This window comes from Nemorincola caseinilytica, assembly GCF_039540515.1.
In the GTDB taxonomy this organism is placed as follows: domain Bacteria; phylum Bacteroidota; class Bacteroidia; order Chitinophagales; family Chitinophagaceae; genus Nemorincola; species Nemorincola caseinilytica.
On record NZ_BAABFA010000019.1, the window covers coordinates 92,319 to 115,095 of the forward strand.

16 protein-coding genes are annotated in these 22,777 nt (G+C 51.4%); 8 read left to right on the forward strand and 8 right to left on the reverse strand.

The window, feature by feature from the left end; translation table 11 throughout:
* The first annotated feature begins 38 nt into the window (after positions 1 to 38).
* The 5 genes from ABD843_RS13275 (at position 39) to ABD843_RS13295 (ending at position 8,344) form a co-directional block, all read left to right on the forward strand.
* Entirely contained in the window at positions 39 to 6,428 is a 6,390-nt protein-coding gene (locus ABD843_RS13275; protein ID WP_345083944.1) for a T9SS type A sorting domain-containing protein, read from the forward strand.
* 23 nt (positions 6,429 to 6,451) lie between these two features.
* Positions 6,452 to 6,688, forward strand: a complete 237-nt coding sequence (locus ABD843_RS13280) for a hypothetical protein (protein WP_345083946.1) — start codon at positions 6,452 to 6,454, stop codon at positions 6,686 to 6,688.
* A 7-nt stretch (positions 6,689 to 6,695) separates the two neighbouring features.
* The gene (locus ABD843_RS13285; protein ID WP_345083948.1) at positions 6,696 to 7,316 is read left to right on the forward strand and encodes an exosortase/archaeosortase family protein; all 621 of its coding nucleotides are present in this window, start codon (positions 6,696 to 6,698) and stop codon (positions 7,314 to 7,316) included.
* Positions 7,317 to 7,349: 33 nt separating this feature from the next.
* Complete coding sequence (locus ABD843_RS13290; RefSeq protein ID WP_345083950.1) at positions 7,350 to 7,616, forward strand: hypothetical protein; 267 nt, start codon at positions 7,350 to 7,352, stop codon at positions 7,614 to 7,616.
* Between the two features lie 152 nt (positions 7,617 to 7,768).
* A complete protein-coding gene (locus tag ABD843_RS13295; RefSeq protein ID WP_345083952.1) occupies positions 7,769 to 8,344 on the forward strand; it encodes an HD domain-containing protein in 576 nt (191 codons plus the stop codon).
* Between the two features lie 26 nt (positions 8,345 to 8,370).
* On the opposite strand, the gene ABD843_RS13300 is transcribed toward ABD843_RS13295, so the two are convergent.
* The 6 genes from ABD843_RS13300 to ABD843_RS13325 all read right to left on the reverse strand — a co-directional run bounded on the left by ABD843_RS13300 (position 8,371) and on the right by ABD843_RS13325 (position 15,070).
* Positions 8,371 to 9,012, reverse strand: a complete 642-nt coding sequence (locus tag ABD843_RS13300; protein WP_345083954.1) for an immunoglobulin-like domain-containing protein — start codon at positions 9,010 to 9,012, stop codon at positions 8,371 to 8,373.
* A 21-nt stretch (positions 9,013 to 9,033) separates the two neighbouring features.
* Entirely contained in the window at positions 9,034 to 10,461 is a 1,428-nt protein-coding gene (locus ABD843_RS13305) for a SusD/RagB family nutrient-binding outer membrane lipoprotein (protein WP_345083956.1), read from the reverse strand.
* A gap of 9 nt (positions 10,462 to 10,470) precedes the next feature.
* Positions 10,471 to 13,668, reverse strand: a complete 3,198-nt coding sequence (locus tag ABD843_RS13310; protein WP_345083958.1) for a SusC/RagA family TonB-linked outer membrane protein — start codon at positions 13,666 to 13,668, stop codon at positions 10,471 to 10,473.
* 261 nt (positions 13,669 to 13,929) lie between these two features.
* Positions 13,930 to 14,208 (reverse strand): hypothetical protein, encoded by a 279-nt coding sequence (locus tag ABD843_RS13315; RefSeq protein ID WP_345083960.1) that lies wholly within the window; start codon positions 14,206 to 14,208, stop codon positions 13,930 to 13,932.
* A gap of 70 nt (positions 14,209 to 14,278) precedes the next feature.
* Positions 14,279 to 14,713, reverse strand: coding sequence for a DUF4142 domain-containing protein (locus tag ABD843_RS13320; RefSeq protein ID WP_345083962.1), 435 nt, complete (start codon positions 14,711 to 14,713; stop codon positions 14,279 to 14,281).
* A gap of 132 nt (positions 14,714 to 14,845) precedes the next feature.
* On the reverse strand, positions 14,846 to 15,070 hold the full coding sequence (locus tag ABD843_RS13325) for a hypothetical protein (RefSeq protein WP_345083964.1): 225 nt from the start codon (positions 15,068 to 15,070) through the stop codon (positions 14,846 to 14,848).
* Positions 15,071 to 15,814: 744 nt separating this feature from the next.
* Here ABD843_RS13325 and ABD843_RS13330 point away from each other — a divergent pair.
* Together ABD843_RS13330 and ABD843_RS13335 are read left to right on the forward strand one after the other, a co-directional pair.
* The gene (locus tag ABD843_RS13330; protein ID WP_345083965.1) at positions 15,815 to 17,350 is read left to right on the forward strand and encodes a sensor histidine kinase; all 1,536 of its coding nucleotides are present in this window, start codon (positions 15,815 to 15,817) and stop codon (positions 17,348 to 17,350) included.
* 95 nt (positions 17,351 to 17,445) lie between these two features.
* A complete protein-coding gene (locus ABD843_RS13335) occupies positions 17,446 to 17,628 on the forward strand; it encodes a hypothetical protein (protein ID WP_345083967.1) in 183 nt (60 codons plus the stop codon).
* A gap of 63 nt (positions 17,629 to 17,691) precedes the next feature.
* On the opposite strand, the gene ABD843_RS13340 is transcribed toward ABD843_RS13335, so the two are convergent.
* Positions 17,692 to 19,032, reverse strand: coding sequence for a hypothetical protein (locus ABD843_RS13340; RefSeq protein WP_345083969.1), 1,341 nt, complete (start codon positions 19,030 to 19,032; stop codon positions 17,692 to 17,694).
* Between the two features lie 185 nt (positions 19,033 to 19,217).
* On the opposite strand from ABD843_RS13340, the gene ABD843_RS13345 reads away from it, so the two are divergent.
* Positions 19,218 to 20,009 carry a hypothetical protein gene (locus ABD843_RS13345; protein WP_345083971.1) on the forward strand — a complete coding sequence of 264 codons (792 nt, stop codon included), beginning with the start codon at positions 19,218 to 19,220 and terminating at the stop codon, positions 20,007 to 20,009.
* Between the two features lie 37 nt (positions 20,010 to 20,046).
* Here ABD843_RS13345 and ABD843_RS13350 read toward each other — a convergent pair whose 3' ends face one another.
* Positions 20,047 to 22,290, reverse strand: coding sequence for a Tex family protein (locus ABD843_RS13350; protein WP_345083973.1), 2,244 nt, complete (start codon positions 22,288 to 22,290; stop codon positions 20,047 to 20,049).
* Between the last annotated feature and the right edge of the window lie 487 nt (positions 22,291 to 22,777).

A 22,777-nucleotide genomic window follows, 5' to 3' on the forward strand; every position in this document is an offset into this window, starting at 1 on the left:
AATTGCTGATCATATTTTTTCATCATTAAAAATGATATATGAAAAAGTTGTATTTACTCCTTGTTGTATGCTTATGTGCCATAGAGGCCTCTGCGACCACATATACCAACATTGCCAGCAGACCGCTGAACGTGGCCGCTAACTGGACCACGAACGGTCTGGCAGCGGGTGGTACTGCCGCCACAGACTTCGCCACACCTGGCGATGTATTCATCTTAGCCAATGCTCCGGCCACTACTTCCCTCACTACAGACTGGACACTGGGCGCTGTTACGCTCAACATCACCCGCGCGGTCACCTTCAATGGCGGCAGGGCTGTGATACTGAACGGTACCACCGCCACTGCCAACAATACACTTACCTTTTCGGCGGCGGGCAATACACTTACTGTAGGCAACGGCACCGATGCCACTACGCTTTCTACCACAGGGCGCATCACGTTCAGCGTAGCAACAGCTACACTCACCATCAATGCGCTGGCTACGGTAGATATGCAGGCCACAGGGTCTACTCTGGCCCACCCCGGCACTATCATAGCTAATAATGGCACCCTCAAAACAGCATCTACATCGGCAACGGCTCTGCCTGCCTCTAAAGACTATACCAATGGCGGGGTATGCACAGGCACAGTATCATTCTACAGCGCTGCTGCGCAAACGATACCAGCAGGCACCTATTACGATGTGTCCACCAGCGGTGGCGGCATAAAGACGATAGGCATATCTACAGTAAGGCACGAGCTGAACGCAGGCACAGGCACTAGCGTAAGGCCATCGGCCATAACTACAGTGGTAACGGGTACCGGCGCCACCATCACAGGTAGCGGCACAGTGATAGTTACCGCCACATCGGCCACGGCCCTTACCACACAGTATGCCTTTACCACATACACGCTCACAGGTCTTACGGTAGACTTCAACTCGACCACAGCACAATCTATAGCCGCCAGCGCTACTGTGGGCAATTATGGCAATCTCAGCATCACTACCACTACAGCAGGCCTGAAGACACTACTGGGAGATATAACCGTACTGGGCAACGTATCGGTAAATGCTACTACGGCCCACAATGCGCTGGATGCATCGGCAAGCAACTACCAGATAACCCTGGGTGGCAACTGGACCAACAAGAGCACATCGGGCTCTACAGCGCTCTTTGTGGGCAGGGCAGGTACAGTGACCTTCAATGGTACAGGCGTGCAGAACATAGGCGTGAACGGTGGTACCTCATACCCAAACTTTTACAACCTCACGAACAGTAACACCACCAACGTACTGAACCTGAACTCGAATGTGAACCTGGCAGGCAGCATGACCATAAATGCCGGTGGTACGGTAAATGCCGGTAGCAGCACTATGACCGTAGGTGGCAACTGGACCAATAACGGCACATTCACGGCCGGCACCGGTACAGTGAACTTCAATAGCACACCCTCCCATTCGGTAACGGGCATTATGACCGGCGCCAATAAGTTCAATAACCTTACATGCTCCAGCGCTACACCATCTGTGATATCGTTCTCGGGCAATGTAGAAGTAGCAGGTAATCTCACCATGTCAGGCACCGGTACATTCAGTGCACCACCCATATTGCAGGTGGGTGGCAACTTTGCGCACACAGCAGGCACCTTCACTGCCAATGGCGGCGAAGTGATACTGAACGGAACAGCTACACAAACACTACCCGGTAGTGTGGCCACTGTTTTCAAAACACTCACCATAGACAACACCACACCCAGGACACTCACGTCTAACGGCATCATCACCATAGGTAATGCCTTTACCCTCCCGCAGAACATAACCTGGAATACCACCACCTTTGCAGTAACAGACAGCAGCGACTTTACCAACAACGGCACCTACACCGCCACCACACAGGCCCTGAAGGTACTGGGCAACTTCATTAACGGGAATACGGGATCCTTCACATCGGGTACAGGTACTACGGCCGTAACTATAACCGGCGACCTTACCAACAACGGCACCTTCAACGGATCGACAGGTACAGTGATACTGAACGGTACAGGTACACGCAACATCACCGGCAGCATGACCAGCCCCAGCGCGTTCAACAACCTTACATTCAACAATGCCGCCGGCATATGGAACTTCAGCAACGATGCCACAGTGAAAGGCGCATTCACCATTACCACCGGTACAGTGAATGCACCAGCGGGTACATTGTATATAGGCGGAAACTTCGCCCATACTGCGGGCACCTTCAACGCCAATGGCGGAACGGTAGACCTCAATGGCGCTGCCAACCAATCGATACCCGGCACACTGGCCACTACCTTCCGTACGCTGATCATAAGCGGCAGCAGCCGTACCATCACAGTGAACAGGGCACTTACCGTAGGCGCAGCACTTACCATACCTGCCGGCATCACCGTTACTGCAGCCGCTAATGCCATCACCGATAGCAGCGACCTTATAAACAACGGTACATACACTACTACCACACAGGCCCTGAAGGTGATGGGCGACCTTACCAATACAGGCACCTTCACTTCCAGCTCGGGTACTGCAGCAGTTACCGTGAATGGCAACTTCACCAACTCAGGTACATACACATCATCGGGCGCGGGAGTTATCTCTATAGGTGGCAACTATGCCAATACCGGTACATTCACCGCCAACACAGGTACGGTAAAATTCGCAGCCACTACTGCAGGCCGCACGCTTACGGGTAACATGACCGGCACCAGCAAGTTCAGGAGCCTCACATTCGTAGGCGTAGGCGGTACATGGTCGTTCGGCGGCGATGCCGAACTGGGAGGGATACTTACCATCACATCGGGCACTGTAACGGCCCCATCGGGTACACTGAAAGTCGCAGGCAATTTCGCCAAGGCAACAGCAGGCGTATTCACGCATAACAACGGCACAGTAGAAATGAATGGCACAGCCGCACAGAGCATACCCGGCGCTACCATTACCTTCCACAACCTTAGCATTGCCAACACTACCGCCACAGTTACCGCCAATGCAGCTATGACCGTCAACAATATGTTCACCTCTGCTGCGGGCTCTACCCTCAATATGTCTACCCGCGCACTATCTGGCACATACGATGCTACCGGCCACAATGGCACCCTGCTCACACAGGCTACCTCATCGGCAGTGCCTACAGGCAAGACCTGGGGTGGCACTGTCAACTTCAACGCTACTGCGGCACAGGCCGTAGCGCGTGGTACCTATAACAACCTTACACTTACCGGCACTACTGCTGTAAAGACGCTGGGCGCAGGCGCTATGACCGTGAACGGAGACTTCACCCTCATCTCTACTACAGGTATCACCGCGCTTGCCGGTGCGCTGGATGTGAACGGCAACATTCGCATAAAAGGCACCACGGGCAACAATATACTCGATGCCTCTGCCAGTAACTACCAGATAAACTGTGGCGGCAACTGGATAGATTCCAGCACTACAGCTACCGACCTTTTCAACGAAAGATCGGGCACTGTGATATTCGATGGCAGCAGCGCACAGCGCATCTATACCATTGCAGGTTCTGTACTGCCTACCTTCTACAATGTCACGATCAATAATACTAACTCACCCCTTGCTGTAAATACGAACACCAACATTTCGGGTACGCTCAGCTTAGCAGCCAACACTGTGCTGAGCCCCGATGCGGGTGTGGTGTTCAATACACTGGCTGCGGCGGGTACGGTATCGGGCAGCGGTACATTACAGGTAACGCGGACGGCCGCTACTGCAGACTATAGCAACCAGTACAAATTCACTACCAATACCCTGGGCACTATCACGGTAGACTATGCAGGCGCCGGCGCACAGGACATCAATACACTTACCTACGGCACACTGAAGACCAGTGGCAGCGGCACCAAGACAGCCACAGGCAACATCACACTGAACAGTGCCCTGAACATAGGCTCGGGTACCTTGCTGGACCTCGGCAACAGCTATACACTGGGTGGCAGTGCATCTACCTTCACTGTAGACGGTACACTGCAGACAGCAATGCCTACTACTACAGGCACCGCTATACCTTCCGGCAAGACCTGGAGCGGAACAGGCACAGTGGCATACAATGCGGCCACCGGCCAGCAAACGATAGTGAGCGGCACCTACAACAACCTTACACTCGGCAACAGCAGCAATACGGACACCATCATTGCTACTGTGACCGTAAATGGTACGCTTACCCTGGGCAAGCTGTCTCTGGGCAACAACAACATCATACTGGGCAGTAGCGCCACCATATGGGGTGCATCTGCATCCAATTATATAGTAACGAACGGTACGGGCCGCATCCGCAAGCAGTTCATTGCCGATGGGTCATTTACCTATCCTACAGGAGATGCCGGTGGTCATTACAGTCCCATACAGCTCAATATGTCAGGTTCCGGTTACTCGGGCGCCTATGCCGATGCCGGCACTGTAGCTGCCGTGCATCCCAGTAATGCCAGCGCCAATAACTACCTGGGCCGCTACTGGACCATAGCGCTCAATGGCATCACCGCACCTTCCTACAGTGTAACAGGCACATATGTCTCTGCCGATGTAAATGGCTTTGCTACCTCCATACTTTCTGCCGTCTATACAGGCTCGCTCCCATGGGTAGAGTTCTCAGGGGCAGACAGCGTAGCTAATACAGTTACAGCTACCGGGCTCAGCAATACTACTGTGGCCCTTAGCGGTACCGATGCCGTACCTGTAGCATCGATATGGAACGGCACCACATGGAGCAATGGCACACCGGGCTCTGCTACCGATGTCACCATTACATCTACTGTAGTGCCTACACCGGCTACGTTCTCGGTACACGACCTCACTATCTCCAGCGGGGTATCGCTCAATACCGGCACCACTGCCAGTGTCACCATCACCGGCGATCTCATCAACAATGGCAAAGGCCTTAGCGGCACAGGCACCGTCATCTTTGCGAAGGCAGGCACCAGTGCCATTACCGGCGATACCGTAGCCTTTGGCGGCACCATAAGGGTGAACTCTGGCTGCACACTACAGACCAACGAAAAGCTGAGGCTGTCATCGCGTGCTACATATACCGGCGTCATTGGCGAAAGCTATGGCACCATATCGGGCCGGGTGATAGTAGAGCGATACAATGCCCCAAGGCGCGCCTATCGCTTCTTTGCACACCCTTATACCAGCGCCATCTCGCTTTCGCAGCTCACCGATATGATAGATATCACAGGCGGCAGCGTGGCCAATGGTTATACTGCTACTCCGTCCAATAGCCCCTCTGCCTTCTGGTTCAACCCGCTCATAGCCGATACAGTTACCGTAGGCACCAACAGTGGTTGGGTAGCATTCTCTGGCCCGCTCACCAACACCAACTGGAACAGGTACCAGATGGCAAGGGTAATGGTGCGTGGCGCCAAAGGTCAGGGCCTTACCTCGGCATCGTATACACCACTTTCGGTCATACTGTCTACAAAAGGCGAAGTGAACCAGGGTACACAAGTGATAACACTCACCAAGGGCACTAATTCACAGTTCGTGACATGCGGTAACCCCTACCCTTGCGGCGTGCAGATGAGCACAGTAACAAAGGGTACCAGCATAAACGCCAACTATACCGTATGGGATCCCAGCCTGGGTACAGCGGGCGCATATGTTAGCGTACCGTTCGGCATGTCCTATGTATTGCCTCCGTTCGCAGCCATAAGCACTACAGCTACAGACAATACAGACAACACGCTCACCTTCCACGAGTCGGACAAGGTAAGCACCTTCACTACCCTCTTCAGGTCTGCTCCTATGCCGTCGTGGGTAGAGCTGCAGATAGCGGACAGCAATAAGGATTGGGACAGGGTATTGCTGCACCTAGATGGCGCCGCCACTGCCACACAGGATGCTACCGATGCCGTGAAGCTTTCTAACCCCGACCTGGACCTGTATACGCTTTCTGCCGACAACGCAAGGCTGGCCATAGATGCCCGCCCATACAGTGCCGATATATCCATACCACTGGGTATAGCCTCTATGGAGTATGGCAGCTACGTTATAAGGACTGGCATGTACGGCATAACTGCGGACAATGCGCTCTACCTGCACGATAAATACCTGAACAGGACAGTACGCCTGAAAGAAGGTACCGAATACTGGTTCGATATCACGGCCGATCCCGCAAGCCAGGGCGAACAGCGCTTCGAGCTGAACACAAGCAGTGTGAATGCACTTGCCGGGAATACCGACCTGCTGCAACTATCGCCCAATCCTGCACAGGGCAGTGTGCAGCTATCCTACCACGACATAGCAGAAACAGGACAAGTGACCATAACGAATGTGACCGGCCAGGTGGTATATGCCGACACAGTACCTGCCGGAACAGGCAACATCACCATATCGCTGCAGAACATACCTGCCGGTATATACCTGGTAAAACTGACAAGCGGCAATGTGATGCACACGCAGAAACTGATAAAGAACTAAAGCAATAATAAACAGGGAACGACATGAAACGACTAAAAAGTATAGCAATGTATGTATTGCTGTCTATCTCTCTGGGCTGCGCGCCGAATATGGTGCAGGCACAGGGTTTTGAAGAAGATGTGGATGATGAGGACGTATCGAACATGCCGCTGGATGGAGGAGTGACATTGCTTGCCGCTGGCGGGTTCGTATACATACTCAAACGAATGTCGGTAAAGAAGAACGATAAAGAGGAGGATCTGGGACTACTGAAAAAATAGCGAAGAAATGAGAATAGCAACACCCCTTGTAACACTTCATAAAAATAATATCGTTCGCCTGCTGTCCATCAGCGCACTGCTGCAGTTAGTTACATATACCATCATCGGCCTGTCATCAAAAGGTGGCTATTATTCCGAGACCGTTGATACATATCTTAACTACCCCTATCACCTCAGGAAGGGCCTGATCATAATAGCACACAGAGCGCTGCTGTACATGGACCACCGTGCCATGCTGGTGAACAACGAATTCATATACAATATGCGACATGGTGGCATACATGTTGCATATGAGTGCCTGGGCTTCGGCCTCATGTCGCTGTGGACAGGTTTTGTACTGTCGTACAGGCCTATCACCACCAGGTGCCGGGTAGTGCTTATCTGTATAGGGCTGCTCGTCATCAACATCACGAACATCCTCAGGATGATCATCGTGTTCATCGCCCCGTTCAAGCTGGGTATGGGCATAGACAACCACGGAGTGTATAATGTAGTGCTGCATACTATAATACTACTGATGGGGCTGATGGTAGTGAAGAAGACACAGAAGATGTCCTCTATGCCGGGAGGCGGCATGTGCTTGGCGCACAACGATGTGAATGACCGTTATAAAAAAAATAAACAATAAAACTGATCAAATATTTCAAAATTTAATTACGCCATGTTATCACGAGCAACCAAACTAACAGAAGACATTGAATACATCATTGGCAAATTAAAGAACAAGGAAAAGTTCGGACTATTCGATGATGGTTCAAAATGCTACTTTCAGGATGGCACCAGGATCCACTATACCGACCTCTGGCGTGCCATACGCGTAGTGAACGGCATAGGAGAAAGCCGGCCGTGCAAACGCTTGCCGGAAGAATGTCCGCAAAGCTTTGTAGGGATATTCTCATACAAATACTCGAAACACAACTGGAAATGACCTACCCCCTGCTTGAAACGAAAAGCTAGGTTCACCCCCAGTGTTTGCGATCAGGCGCAGGCGCCCCGAAATATCGGGGGCGCCTCGCCTTTTTTCATTTCGGCCACCTGTACATGTGGCATGAAAATTGAACGGATAGGATAACGCCCTCTATGCACACAACAGATACGATATTGGAAAAAGTACTGGATACCATAAAAGAATATGCCGACAAAGCACATGACCGGCAGATGCGCAAGTATACACCCGAGCGGTACATCGTTCACCCCGTGCGGGTAATGCGGACATGTATGGAATATACCGCGGACCTGCCTGTGCTGGCAGCAGCCCTGCTGCACGATGTGCTGGAAGATACACCGGTGACACAAGAAGAGATGTTACATTTCCTGCTTACAGTGATGACCAAAGAAGAGGCCGAAAAGACCATGGCCCTTGTAGTAGACCTCACAGATGTATATGTAAAGAAAGACTTCCCAAAACTGAACAGGCGTGCCCGCAAAGCCAAAGAAACAGAAAGGCTGAAAGACACCTCACCCCTCTCGCAGACCATAAAGTATGCCGACATCATAGACAACTGCAACGAGATAGTAACGCACGACCCCGGCTTTGCCAGAGTATTTCTGTATGAATGCAGGAACAATCTAAAGGTGCTGGACAAGGGCGACCCGAGCCTCTACCTGCAAGCCCTGGCCACAGTGAACGCAGCCATATCTCAGCTACGCAGGTAAGGCCCAGACGACTATATAATATCTTGCTATTCCACTTTCTCAAATACCCTTAATGCAGTGCCATAGCCCGGCGCCGACAACCTATACTGGAACGAGGTATCTGTAGCGGTCACATGCAATTCCTCATCCGAAGCATCTATTTCCTCTCCTATCGATTCCGAAAGCTGTACAGAGAGGTCTATGGTAGCCTCGTCTATCACCGCAAAGTAGGCCGCATCCGGCAGTCCGGCCCCACCCATATCATCCGTCATATACATCGCGCGCGACACTCTTGTCACATTCACCTGCACACCGTTCGATGTTCGCTCATATACCCCTGTCAGGTCCACATCATCATCGTAGTTGGTCACTGCTATGTACCTGCCCACTTTGGTTATATAGCCATTGGCATTCGTCATGGCATACCGCATATAGTATATCCCGGGTGTGTTCACATCCAGCGTAGAGTACTCAGCCGTCAGCGACCGTGTACTGCCGCTTATATCGTCCGTACCTGTGGCGCCGGGGTCGGCATATGCAGTGCCCACGTCTATGGTCACATACTTCGCTCCGTTCAGGGCTATAGTGGGGTATGTCACCTTCACTACCCTTGTATCGTTATAAGGCTTTCTGCAGCCCGCCCCGGTGAGCGCCCACATTGCCAGCAGTACTATCAATAGCTTTTTCATAGAGAAGAGTTTGTTCCTGTTTTACTGTACATCCCACCATACCCTGTCTGTAATGTTCTTCTGGCCGGGGAAGTTGAGGTTTCGTGTAAGCTCGGTCTCGGGATATGGCAGCCGCATCGGGAACTGGTTGCCTATCCTCGATGCGCGCGAGATGGTAAAGATGTCGGGATAGCCGGTGCGCCGCCATTCGGTCCATGCCTCTATGTTCTGGTTACCCGTCATCGCGAACCATTTCTGGGTGATGATGGCCTCTATCTGCTCTTCCATAGTACCTGCAAGCGGGTACCCGGCCACATCCAGTATATATGTTTCCGCATCGTCGGCGGTCAGCTCATACTCCAGGAAGTTCGCCCCTATAGCCGCATTGTAAAGGTCCATCGCTGCAGATGCGGCCCCAGCACGCGCTGCGGCCTCAGCCTGCAGGAACAGGCTCTCGTAAGAAGACAACAACTTTACCGGTGCAGTGGCCGATGATGGGTCATTGGCATTGGCGCCCGTAAGCGCCGATGGCAGCGAATAGCTGCCGGGGCTGGGCGTACCATAATACCCCTGCTGCAGACCCACCGTACCCGTGTAGAACGAGAATATCCTCACGTCCTCATTGGCCAGCATGGCATTCACGGCGGTAGCACTGGCCACCACGTTCTGCGTAAAGCCCAGGTTCGATATCTCTGAATAGAACGGATAGGCATTGCCGGGGCTGCTGCTGTACGCTATCTGTGCCGTGGCCTCCAGAAAGCCATAGCTATTGGCCTGTGCCTCTGCTACGCCTGCCATGGCCGTAGTAGGGTCTACATATGCCATGCGCAGGTTCATGCGCAGCAGCAGGGTATTGGCAAATTGCCCCCAGGCATACATATCGCCATGGAATATCACATCATCTGTACCCGGGCCCAGGGCATCTACATCTATCAGGTCGCGCCCCTCGCGCACCAGCGCTATGATGGCGGGATATATATCCTGCTGCCTGTCGTAGCGCGGGCTCGTCACGCCGTCCTCGCCTTTCAGCGCATCGGTAAATGGTATGTCGCCAAAGTTATCGGTAAGCAACTGCAAGGTATACCCCTGCAGTATCTTGGCTACGGCCGTATAGTTCTTGGTGTTCTCGGCGGTGCCTGCCTTCTTTACTATCTGCCGCAGGTCGGTAAGTGTACCTGCATACAGCTCCTGCCATGCAGTATTGGCCGATGATGGTCCCGGCTGGTATTGCTCGAACGGTCTGTACTGCGATGCGCTCGGCGACTGTGTCCAGTACTGCGCCCACAGGCCGCCCACCAGCTGAAAGTAGTTGCCATACTGGTGGCTCAGCGATATCTCTGCAGCAGGCAGCAGCTCGGTAACGGTCACATCTGCCGGTTCATTGGGGTTCGTGTTCACATTCAGTGTCTTGCGACAGCTGTACTGGGTCGCAAGAACAATAGCACAAAGTATCAGTAATGACTTTTTCATAATAGCGGTTTAGAATGTGAATTTCAGGTTTATGCCATACCTCCTCAGCGAAGGCTGTGCCGAGAAATCGAAGCCCTGCGCATTGCCCGCGCCCGATGAGTTCACCTCGGGATCTACATACTGGTTCGATGCAGGGGTCCAGATAAAGAGGTTGTTGCCATAGACAGATACCGTAGCGCTGCCTATGAATATATTGGTGAACCATTTGGCAGGCAGGTTGTACGATATGCTGGCCTCGCGCAGCTTCACATAGCTGGCATTCACCAGGTTCTCCGATTCCGGCCGCAACCCTGCGCTGGTATAGTAGCTATAGGGCATGTAAGGAGTGGTATTATTATGATACTGCCCGTCCGATCCCAGGTAGGCCGAATTGGCCCAGACCTGCTCCTCCCTGTCCTCCGTCTCCTTCGATGTACCTACAAAGCCCAGCACATCCCTTGTGCGGCTGTATATGATGCCCCCCTGCTTGGTATCGAAGAGCACATTCACCCCAAAGCCTTTATAGCTAAAGGATGTACCGAGAGATGCCTGGTAGTCGGGCAGGTAGGTAGCATAGTACATTGCCGTTGTAGATACTTTGGGTATGCCCGTTGCAGAGTCCACTATCATCCTGCCATCGGCTGTCAGCTCGTGGCCGGTGGTGTAGAAGGTACCATAAGGCTTGCCTACTGCCGCCACTATGCTCATACCGCTGATGCCACCCAGCACTATCTGGTCGGTACCGGCGAATATCTCTTTTACCTCGTTGCGGTTGCGGGTATAGGTACCGTATATATCCCATTTCATACCCGCTGCCCTCAGTACGGTCACACGCATGGCCAGTTCCACACCACTGTTCGTTATCAGGCCCGTGTTCACGAATTTGGCTGTAAAGCCCGATGAGGTGGCCACTGGCACAGGTACTATCTGGTTGCGCGAGCGCTTGTTGTAGTAAGAGAAGTCTACAGTGATGCGGTTGTTCCAGAAGGCATCCTCTGTACCTATCTCGAACTCTTCCGAGAACTCGGGCTGTATGTTGCCCAGCCCCAGTGTATTGTCGTAGCTGAAAGCGCCTATACCGCCAAAAGGAAATATAGTGCTGCCGAAGTTGCCATTGGCGATGGCCCTGGTATAGGTCGTCTGGTCGGAGTATGGAGGCGCATCATTACCCACCGATCCGTAGGACACCCTGAATTTACCATAGTTCCATACCTTATCTTTCAGGTCGCCCTCCATCAGTTCGGTGAACACAAAGGATGTATTGGCGCCATAGTAGAAGTAAGAGTTCTTGATGGTCGACGACCAGTCGTTGCGCATGTTCAGCCCCAGGAACAGCATGTTCTTATATCCTGCCGATACGGTGCTGTACAAGCCTACCCTGCGCACCAGGCTCAGGTTATTGGCTGTAAGAGGCGTACCGTTAGAGTTGCTCAGGTTGTAGTATCCGGGTGTTATCAGTCCGCCTTCTTCATTGGTACTGGCAAATGTGTTGCTTGTACGGAACTGCGAATAGTTCTGCGCCAGCAGCACGTTCAGGTGCAGGTCCTTTGCCACATTCCTGTCATAGGTTATCATCAGGTCGTTGAAAATGTTGCTGGTATTATAGATATCCTCCGAATACCTGCCGTTATTGATGTGCGGCGCTCCCGTATACAACGGGTCGAACGGTTCTGAATTGAATTTTGGTGCCAGCTGAAAACGGCGGTCCGCAATGTTATCGGCCGCCAGCCTGTTGGTTATGGTAAGCCACGTTGCAGGCTTATACCCTATTATGAAATTGCCGAATATGCGGTCCACATCGTTCAGGTTCTTGAACTCCTGCAGCGTATAGTAGGGGTTCAGTGCATAGGCGCCATAGTAACCATAGCGTTGCACGCCTGTGGCATCGGTATAGTTTATGGAATTGAAAGGGTCGCTCAGGTCTTTCAAATGGCTTATAGGTATATCGCGCGGGGTCTGGTACAGGTTATCCAGCACCGATGCCTCTCGCTGCCCGAAGCCCGGCAGGTCGCTGTTTATCTTCACATAGTTCACATTGATGCTCGAGGTCACTTTATTGCTCAGCTCGGCATTGCCGTTGAAACCCACATTGTACCTGTCGTATGTCTTGCCGGGAAATATGGACTTGCTGTTCAGCGATCCCAGCGACAGGCGGTATGCTGCATTCTCATTGCCTCCGTTCATGCCCACATTGTTGTTCCATGTCTGGCCTACGTCAAAGAAATCCCTTACGTTATTGGGCAGGGCCTCATAGGGTTTTATCTGCTGCTCGCCGTTTATTATCTGCCCCCATGGCCTTATCTGCCCGTTGAATTTTTCTCCCCAACTGAAGTTCTCTCTCCTGTCGTCCCTGATGCCCTCATAGATATTGCCCTGCCCATAAGTGTTCTGCAGGTCGGGGTACTTCAGTATCGAAGACAGCTCGTAGCTGGAGCTCACCTCTATATCTGTCTTTGAAGGGCCCGTACGCTTGCGCCCTTTCTTGGTAGTTATCATTATGGCGCCGTTCGATGCCATGGAACCATACAGCGCCGTTGCCGCCGGCCCCTTCAGTACCGATATCGATTCTATATCATCGGGGTTTATATCGTTGGCCCTGTTACCATAGTCTACCTGGTTGCTCAGGTTGCCTATATTGCCATTGGTGGCAAAGTTCGAGTTGTTTATCGGCACACCGTCCACCACTATCAGCGCCTGGTTATTACCGGTAAGCGACGAGCCACCGCGCAGCACTATCCTCGACGATGAGCCCGGCGCATTCGCCGTAGAATTGATGTTCACACCTGCAGCCTTGCCCACAAGTGCATTTATGGGGCTGGTATTACCGCCTGTGGTCAGCTCGCTTCCGGTTATCTGCGTGGTAGCATATCCCAGCTCCCGTTTTTCCCTTCGCACTGCATTGGCCGTTACCACGGCCCCCTCCAGTGTGTGCGCCTCTATCAGCATGTTCACGTTCATTACGCTGTCGGGGCCTATGGGCCGCTCTATACGCTCGTAGCCCACATACTGGTACACCAGTATGTTCACACCATCGGGCACAGTTATGGCGTAGTTGCCATCCACATCGGTCACGGTACCCACTTGCGAGTTCTTGCCGTTCACTACTACGCCCGGCAATACAACACCTTTTTCATCTACCACCTTGCCGGTGATCCTGCGGCCACCCTGCGCCAGCGTGGCGGAATGGGACAACAATAAGAACATGAGGAAAGTAAGGAACGTTTTCATAGATAAGATCGGTTAGATGTACGAGATATCTTTTCCCATAGATGGGCATTGGAAAAACGATCGGGATATATACCCCTGCCGGTAAAAGACACTACATTTCTGAATGGTCAGGCCATCAGCTCTGGTCAGTGAATGTTCACATGATCGCAGGGAGTAATGCATACCGTATAACAAAGTTACCTCCCCCTTTTAGGGTTATCTTAACAGATCTTTAATGAAAATTTATATAAATGCCACATTTAATTATTATATAATATTATATCATTTCTGCTCTGTAGGGGTCTCTTTCTGAATGGTCTTTTTCTGCGATAGCGACCTCCTTAGCAACTCGCTCATCTGCTGCCACAGACTCCCCCTTCTCACCCCTTGCTCATCTGTGAAATGACGTTTGAAGAATTGCCGGGAATAGCTCATTTCCTCGTTCACCGCAGCGATGGCCAGCCGCGATCCTACTATAAGTAGTATACTCACATAGAACAACAATGATGCACCCAGTATGCCCAGCGCTACAGGTATCCGGGTCTGCCGTAGATGCGACACATGTGTTACACCCGGCCATTCTGTACAGATGGTATCCTCCCGAACATAGCGCGATGTTGTTGCATCAGTATCACAATCTTTTCAGTATGCTCTCTGTCCGCTCTTTCTGAAAGATCAGGTCGGGCAGTTGCTTTATGGCATATTCCTTCACGGGCTTGAATTGCCCATAGCTTACCTGATGGCTGAAGAGATCTATAAGACCCTCATAAGCAGCTACCTGGTATGCCATAAACGCCGAGTCTCTCTCTATGCCTATCAGCAGATCCATCTGTTGCCTTTTCGTCAGTATGCCTGTGCTGGGGTCTTTGGGCAAAAGCAACGCACCCTTGGCCAGGTGCTGCAGGTCATGATACATAGCACCGGTAGTATGACCGATAACAGTAGTGAACGATGCTACCGAGGAGTCGGCCGTGCCCGAACGGGCCGCATGCGCCATCTCTCTCATGTCCAGGCTATGGTGCGCTGCCGATACCAGGAAGGAATCGTCCGCCTCGTTCCTTGTCATGTCAGGGGTCAATGGATATTCGGCCGGCATAGACCGGCACCCCATTAAGAATATTGCTGTCTCCAGCATGTAGAACCAATAATTTTTACGCATGAGTGAGCTGTTCTAGTAGTTAAAAAGAAGGGTATGGTGCTATGTCCGTTGTCCCATCATCTGTTCGTAAATGAATGCTACATCTATGCACAACCGGTTCATAAGGTTCTGGTCTGTGTTACTTTCCCTGTCCACAAGGTGAAATTGCGAATGCTTATCTATCACCAGCTCTTCTACGCCTATACTTCTTAGTATCTGCGCCAGCTGATCGAGACATGTGTCGATGTTCATTGTTACTTGTCCGTCCTGATGGGCTTGTTGCATTGTGTTCATGTTCTAGCAGGTTATGTTTTAATGGAATTGTTGCCGCAATGATGCACTCACCGTCATAGCATATGCCATGCAGTGGGTAACGATATCTCTATCGGTAATAGCCAGTATGTATCTACTGGTATGTGGCCGGCCGTGGGGGGAATGTTCACCGGTTCCCGATAGTGTTTTTACTATGTGCAAGATCTGTGCCGCCGGTATACCTGTATCTACATGTAATGGCACTACCGCACAAAGCATATAGGCGGACCGTAATGTATAAGTGCGACCGATAATTGACCGTTCTTTGAAACAGTAGAAAGTGATCTGGGGCCGGCATTATCAAAAAATGAAAAAAACAGGATCATGGTCGGGAATGAAAAAAATAAATTCCACGAAAATTTAACGTAGAGCAATATCTACACATTGAGGAAGGCAAACTACACTTTGCCTATAATAGTTTCCGAATGAAGTACAGAAACAGATCGTCTGACAATTGGACTAGCATCCACACGCTTTGCATTTCGCTATTATCTTTTGTTGAAAACATTACTCAAAGAAAATGCAACACTTGTGTGAAATAAATTTTCTTAACTTTGCTACTCACGGCTTTGAGTGGCGTATTGATTTTTTGAGGAGGCAGATCTGGTGAAGCTGATCTTACATTCTTTTTAGCCCTACGGGCAACTCATTAGCAAATACTATAATGTTACATGCATTTCCCCTTACCGGGGCAATGTTAGCTGCACGTTTATCAAAATGAATTTAGAAGAACTATTTATTGACGAGTACATCGACCAGGTATTTGCACTCAATGCCCGATTCGAAGTGATCGTATGGAACAAAGTCTGCGAAATAACCTCCGGATCGAAAAAGGAAGAAGTGATGGGGAAGAATATCATGGATATTTTTCCCGAGATGAAGGAAAATGTCCCTTTCACCGATGCGCTCTATGCTGCATTGAGGGGCGATAGGTCTTTTATTCCTTACAACAAGCACACAATGAGCGCACCTTATGTGGAGCAACACTTGCTGCCCCTGAAGAACGACAGGTCGGAGGTAATAGGCGTGCTGGTGATAACGCACGATGTAACAGACCGTGTAAAGGCAGAACAGGAGCTGAAAACGCTCAATAGGTCGCTGGAAAATTTCAAAAGGATAATAGACAGCGCCCACGACATCATCATGACCTTCGATGTAGAGGGCAATATCACTTACTGGAACGCCGCTGCACAACGCACCTATGGCTATGCTACCGACGAGGTGCTGGGAATGTCCGTCGGCCATTTATTGCCCGAGGATAAAAAAGACCTTTTGCCGGTGATAATGAACGAATTGCGTGCCGACAGGGTCATAGACCTCATCACGAAACAGCGCACTAAGGATGGTGGTATCATAGATGCCGCGGTGAATATCTTCGCACTTATAGATGAGAACAATGTTTTCATAGGTGGCTGCAAGATAGCCAGGGATATGACCGAGATACTGAAATACCAGGAGAACATAGAAGGCCTGAACAGTGAGCTCACTACCCGCAACCGCCAGCTTGCCTCTGTGAACTCTGAGCTGAAGACCTTCACTAATGTGGCCGTCAACAACTACCAGGAGACCCTGCGGCAGCTATACCTTCATTTCGAATACATTGTGGCCAACGAGGCCGGCAAGCTCTCCGACCCCGGCAAGGCAAATATCCGCAAGGCACAGGCAGCCATACAGAAGATGAAGCTGCTTACCACCGACATCATCGCATTTACCCGGCTCAATGAGTTCGATACCAAGATCCGCACCATAGACCTCGATACCACCCTCGGCACCGTTGTAGACGACCTCAGGGATATCATCGATGCTTCGAACGCGAAAATAAAGATCAGCGACCTGCCCGAGATACAGGGATACCCTTTCCTTGTATCCCTCCTATTCCATCACCTACTGCAGAACGCCATCAAATTCAGGCGCGATAAAGTATCACCCGTGGTAGAGGTGTTCTATGAAGGGCCTGTAAGCCGCAGTGCGATAGCGCATACGGTCTCCTCTTCCGCGCTCAATTACCATGTCATACATGTAAAGGATAATGGCATAGGTTTCGATGCACAGGATGCCGATAATATCTTCCAGATATTCACCCGCCTGCACCCCTCGCGCTACAAGGGCTCAGGCATAGGTCTTGCCATCTGCAAAAAAGCTATGGAACTGCATGGCGGCACCATTACTACCGAGAGCACACCCGGCCAGGGCTCGTCCTTTCGCTGCTACTTCCCTATATCGTATATCGTATCGCCCCTCCCCATGGCCTGATAGGAAAATACGATGATGTAAAGAGTCCGCAGCCATATGGCCGCGGGCTCTCCATATTTTATATACTTTTGAAGAACAAACTATTATAATAGGCTATGAGAACAAGGAAACCGACGAACGGAAAAGTAAAAGGTGTAAAATTCACCATCAGCAAGACCACCGAAGAGAACGACCTGAAGAAAGTAAAAGAGCAGCTACTGAAAGACCTGGAAGAGAAAGAGAAGAACGATAAGGAATGGTACGATAAGGAAATGGACAAGAACCTGAAAAAGCCATAGCCCTTCCCTGATACCCAGGTACCTGATCGCCGGTCATGCCATAATACCCTTCTCCGGCAGCTATTAGTTCGATACCCTTCCCTGCCAGCTATTGAAACCGAAGCCGATATGCAGAAAGTGCCTTACCGATATCAATGTACGGTCGTGCCTGTACCCCATCGAGAACCTTAAGGTCCTGGTGGCGGCCGTGAAAGGGAATACCCAGTCCGAACCTATGTTCCATACCAGGTCTGCACCCCAAGGCACTGTGAAATATGTATCGTAATGGAACGGATAAGCCGCCAGCCCTACCCTTGGCTCTAAAGAAGCGTTGAGGATCGGTATCCTTGTGCTGCCTATCAGAAAGGCCTGCATTCTCACTGTCTCCGGGAACCCATATCGTTCTTCCGCTACGGGTATACTATTTGCCGCAATACCATATGCCAGCGATATGCGCGAAAGAAAAGTTCTGCTATTATCTGCTGCTCTCGGCGTCAGATATCCTCCGAACTCGATACCCGCACTCCCCAAACGCGCCTCATTGGTATAATAGCCGCCTGCGGTAGCTACGAAATAATATTGAGGAAAACGGTCGAACTCAAAAGCAAAACCATTGTTCGGATCGTTATAGTACTCCTCGTACGAATAGGGCACTACCTTCCCATACTCCGGAAATGCGAATCCTTTCTTTGTCACCTGTGTATTATAAGGTCGGAAGTACTTTATGATGTATTTACCTATCAGTTCATCGGCCCTATCAGGCGCTTTTTGTGCATCGTATGTCATCACTATCATATCGGCTATCGCATGGGCGGCCATTTCGGCATTTGGGGTCAGCGTTCCCTTGCCATCCTGCCATGCGTGGTCTCCGGTACCTTTTGTAGCATGAAGAAGGCACATGGTATTGTCCTCATTCTTACTTTTCGCATTTGGGGGCCACCACAGCCGCGATAGCTGCCATCCCTTTATGGTCACCAGTTGCCCGGTATTGTCACCAATCCTTGTAGCATGTTCGGTAGAGTAAGAATCGGCTATTATATGCATCAACACATATATGCCTCTCCCTGCCTGGCTTTCTCCCACAGGGTTCCTTACCATTTCCCTGAAGAAACAATAAACGGCCTTCAGGCATCCTTCTACCGATGATAATAATAGTTGTTCCTTCCTGCTTTCGATAGTGGCGTATTTACTTGCACGAATAACAGAACGGTCATCGGCCATGAAGTGATACATCTGCCGGTCCTGTGCGAATTGCCGCTCGAAAGACAGATCGGGAGAATGACTGTGCGGGCTGGGCATATCATCCGAAAGCACATTCGAATCTATAAGCTCCCTAAGAATGGTCTGCCCGCCGGGCCTGCTTCGTACCAGGTCATATGCCCTCTTTTCAATGGCTTTATGCCCCTTCGTATCGAAAGCATGCATTCTTTTATGGCAAAGAAGTAACAGGGCAGCGATATATACGGCGAGAATTGAACGCTTCATAAATATCATTTTATATAAAAATATAAAAAAATACCCTTTGCGGGAATTTCCATAATTCCCACATCTTACTATGTTCTCAACAATTATGAGTAATTTTCAGATCCGTACCACGCACATTATATCATATGAAACTACGCACTACTCTTTCCCTGCTCTTACTGCTTATCGCCGGCCTCAAGGGCTATGCGCAGCCTATGGAAGACATCGACGGCTATCTCCGCGATACGCGCATATCCGAGACCGCCAAAGACCTATATAAGGATGGTATCTCTTCTTCCGACATAGATGCCATAAATGATATAGCCGACAGCCTCTGCGCCCGCAACAGGGAAACACGGCCCTTCTACATGTACCTTGCCTGCAGGGTACTCACCAACACGGGCGGCATTCCTCCCGGCCGCCTGGGCAAGATGTGCCTCAAGGTCACCGAGTCTGACCCTACTGCGGTCATGGGCTTCCTTACATCGCATCATATGGCTGTAGAGCGTAGTTTCTTTACCTACTGGGCCGATGCCCTCGCCTACCAGTTCATGAACCATTGCGAATGCGTTACCGTTAGCTGCATAGCCACCTCGCAGCGCAAGGCCCGCCTGCAATGCAGGGCCGAAGCTTTTGCTGTCCTCACCGACCTCTATGCCGAGGTAAAGGCCAAGGTATGCGAGAACGAGGCGCTGGCCGTAGCCATGACGGTACCCGAGGTACAGGCCATAAGCAAGAACAGGAATTCACGCGCAGGTATATACTGCGCACCTACCAAAGGCATACCCTACTACTGGGTAAAGGTGTGGGAAGACAAGGACGATAAAGATGCCACACTCGATCTGCTGGTAGATCACGAAAGTTTCACCGTATACAACTACGATGCCGCCAATAACAGGATAATGACCCTGGATACCTGGCGCGAAAAACTGCACTGATACAACAGAGGCCCCGTATACGGGGCCTCTGCTTTTTTTACCTGCCGAATTTGTTCTTCAGCGCGCTCAGCGCATCGTTCATGTTCAGCGGCCTTTCAGGTTCTTTTTCCTTACCTGCATTATGACGCGGTATCGGCGGGCGGGCCTTCTGCTGCTGGGCGGGCGGTTCCTGTGTCTGCTTTATAGATAGCGCTATGCGTTTTCGGGCGGCATCTACTTCCAGCACCTTTACCATCACTTCCTGGTTCAGCTTCAGCGCCTCGCCGGGGTCGCTTATGTACTTGTGCGCTATCTCCGATACATGCACCAGCCCATCCTGCTTCACCCCTATATCCACAAAGGCGCCAAAACGGGTTATGTTCGTCACTATGCCCGGCACTATCATACCCACCTTTACATCCTCTATACCATATATATCCGCGAACTCGAATTGCCGTGCCTCGCTGCGTGGGTCCAGCCCCGGCTTCTTTAGTTCGTTTATGATGTCGCGCAGCGTATGCTCCCCCAGCTCGGGGGTCGCATACTTCTTTATGTCTATCAGTTTCACCTGCGCCTCATTGCCTATCAGCTCTTTTACCTGTATGCCCAGGTCGGCGGCCATACGGCCCACTATGCTATAGGCCTCGGGGTGTACAGCGCTTGCGTCCAGCGGGTCATCGCCATCCTTTATACGCAAAAAGCCCGCACACTGCTCATACGCCTTGGCGCCCAGTCTCGGCACCTTCATCAGTTGCCCGCGTTTGGTAAAACGGCCTATCTCATCCCTGTAGCTCACTATATTGGCCGCTATAGATGGGCCTATACCGCTCACATAGCTCAGCAGGTGCTTGCTGGCCGTGTTCAGGTTCACACCCACGGCATTCACGCAGCTTACTACTGTCTGGTCCAGTCGCTCCTTCAGGCGCACCTGATTCACATCGTGCTGGTACTGCCCTACTCCTATGCTCTTGGGGTCTATCTTCACCAGCTCTGCCAGTGGGTCCATCAGGCGGCGGCCTATGCTGGCCGCGCCGCGCACGGTTATGTCCTGGTCGGGAAACTCCTCTCTCGCTATCTCCGATGCCGAGTATACCGATGCTCCATCCTCATTCACCAGGAAGATGGGCAGCCCCAGCGACAGCTTCTTTATGAACTGTTCTGTCTCCCGGCCCGCAGTGCCATCACCTATAGCTATGGCCTGTGCATCGTATTGTTTCACCAGGCCGCGCAGCTGGTGCTCTGCATCTATCAGGCGGCCGGGTTCGTGTATGTATATCAGGCCGGTCTTCTTCAGTACGCCCTTCTCATCCAGGCATACTATCTTACAGCCGGTACGGTAACCGGGGTCTATGGCCAGTATACGTTTGCTGCCCAGTGGCGATCCCAGCAGCAGTTGCCGCAGGTTCTCTGCAAATACGTTTATCGCTTCCTCATCGGCCCTGGTCTTCAGCGCCAGGCGGAACTCGCTCTCCAGGTTCACCTGCAGCAGCCTGCGGTAGGCATCGCGTACTGCACGTTTCACCTGCTCGCCGGCCTCGTTGCGGCTCTTCACGAACTGTTCTTCTATCAGTGCCAGCGCTTCTTCTTCCTGCGGGGCTATCGCCAGGCGCAGTACCCCCTCCATAAAGCCCCTCATTATGGCCAGCATCCTGTGCGATGGTATCTTCGATACCGGCTCAGAGAACTCGAAGTAGTCCTTGTACTTCACACCCTCTGTCTCCTTATCGGCCAGTACCTTGCTCTGCACCGTTGCCTTCTGCTCAAAGAGGCGGCGCATGCCTGCACGCACCTGCGCATCCTCGTTCACTATTTCAGCTATTATATCGCGGGCGCCCTGCAGGGCCTCTTCGGGCGTGGTCACCTTATCGTTCAGGTAGGCAGCTGCCTCGGCCAGTGGCGTCATAGCGCCCTGTGCCAATATGGCCAGCGCCAGTGGCTCCAGGCCGTTCTCGCGTGCGGTCTGTGCCTTGGTCTTGCGTTTGGGTTTGTAGGGCAGGTACAGGTCTTCCAGTTCGGCTATGGTGATGGCGCTGTTCATCTTGCCCTGCAGCTCTTCGGTCATCTTCCCCTGCTCGGTTATGGTCTTTTCTATAAAGGCCTTTCGCTCTGCAAATTCCTGCTGGCGTGTCGCCTCGTCCTGTATGTTCTGTATCTGCACCTCGTCCAGTGCGCCCGTCTTGTCCTTGCGGTACCGGGCTATGAAGGGTATGGTGGCGCTCTCGGCCAGCAGTTCCAGCACGGCTGTTACATCCTGTGTCCTTAGGCTTAGCTTTGCAGCTACACTATGTGCATAATTGGTCATCTGGTAAGTGGTATTTTAGGGATGGCGAAAGTAGGGGGATATGCCGAACCTGAAAAATGAGATCTGTGCGAATATGTAATGTATGCACAAAAAAATGTTGCCCGGTAACCAGCCGGGCAACGACCACTGTACTCTGAGATTTATCCCTTTTTGATCTTGTTGCAGCTGATAACAGGGAAGTCTGCGGTTTCCCCATTATCGCCTAGGGTACATAGGGATCTGCGATAGAGATATAGGTGGTACAAACTTCGCATAAGCTCTTGAATATCAGTCACACATCTTTGGCAACGGCACATTTTTCCTGACAATGGCACGCACAGTGCAGTAAAAAGCTCGCACATGTGTCTCTTTTCTATCCTCAAATGCCATTATCAAGAAAAAACTACCATTATCATGAAATAGAAATGCTATTTCCGTATCTTACAGATACCCTGTATACCTTTCATCAGTAAGCCTTTACCTGACCCTGTGTTTTTGTTTGCGACCA

What these genes read in the sequence shown, in the direction of transcription:
- ABD843_RS13275 (WP_345083944.1), top strand. Translation starts at nt 39, where the DNA reads ATGAAAAAGTTGTATTTACTCCTTGTTGTATGCTTATGTGCCATAGAG.
- ABD843_RS13285 (WP_345083948.1), top strand. Translation starts at nt 6,696, where the DNA reads ATGAGAATAGCAACACCCCTTGTAACACTTCATAAAAATAATATCGTT.
- ABD843_RS13345 (WP_345083971.1), top strand. Translation starts at nt 19,218, where the DNA reads ATGAAACTACGCACTACTCTTTCCCTGCTCTTACTGCTTATCGCCGGC.
- ABD843_RS13320 (WP_345083962.1), bottom strand. Translation starts at nt 14,713, where the DNA reads ATGACAAGGAACGAGGCGGACGATTCCTTCCTGGTATCGGCAGCGCAC.
- ABD843_RS13350 (WP_345083973.1), bottom strand. Translation starts at nt 22,290, where the DNA reads ATGACCAATTATGCACATAGTGTAGCTGCAAAGCTAAGCCTAAGGACA.
- ABD843_RS13340 (WP_345083969.1), bottom strand. Translation starts at nt 19,032, where the DNA reads ATGCATGCTTTCGATACGAAGGGGCATAAAGCCATTGAAAAGAGGGCA.
- ABD843_RS13305 (WP_345083956.1), bottom strand. Translation starts at nt 10,461, where the DNA reads ATGAAAAAGTCATTACTGATACTTTGTGCTATTGTTCTTGCGACCCAG.
- ABD843_RS13330 (WP_345083965.1), top strand. Translation starts at nt 15,815, where the DNA reads ATGAATTTAGAAGAACTATTTATTGACGAGTACATCGACCAGGTATTT.
- ABD843_RS13310 (WP_345083958.1), bottom strand. Translation starts at nt 13,668, where the DNA reads ATGAAAACGTTCCTTACTTTCCTCATGTTCTTATTGTTGTCCCATTCC.
- ABD843_RS13280 (WP_345083946.1), top strand. Translation starts at nt 6,452, where the DNA reads ATGAAACGACTAAAAAGTATAGCAATGTATGTATTGCTGTCTATCTCT.
- ABD843_RS13325 (WP_345083964.1), bottom strand. Translation starts at nt 15,070, where the DNA reads ATGCAACAAGCCCATCAGGACGGACAAGTAACAATGAACATCGACACA.
- ABD843_RS13290 (WP_345083950.1), top strand. Translation starts at nt 7,350, where the DNA reads ATGTTATCACGAGCAACCAAACTAACAGAAGACATTGAATACATCATT.
- ABD843_RS13335 (WP_345083967.1), top strand. Translation starts at nt 17,446, where the DNA reads ATGAGAACAAGGAAACCGACGAACGGAAAAGTAAAAGGTGTAAAATTC.
- ABD843_RS13295 (WP_345083952.1), top strand. Translation starts at nt 7,769, where the DNA reads ATGCACACAACAGATACGATATTGGAAAAAGTACTGGATACCATAAAA.
- ABD843_RS13300 (WP_345083954.1), bottom strand. Translation starts at nt 9,012, where the DNA reads ATGAAAAAGCTATTGATAGTACTGCTGGCAATGTGGGCGCTCACCGGG.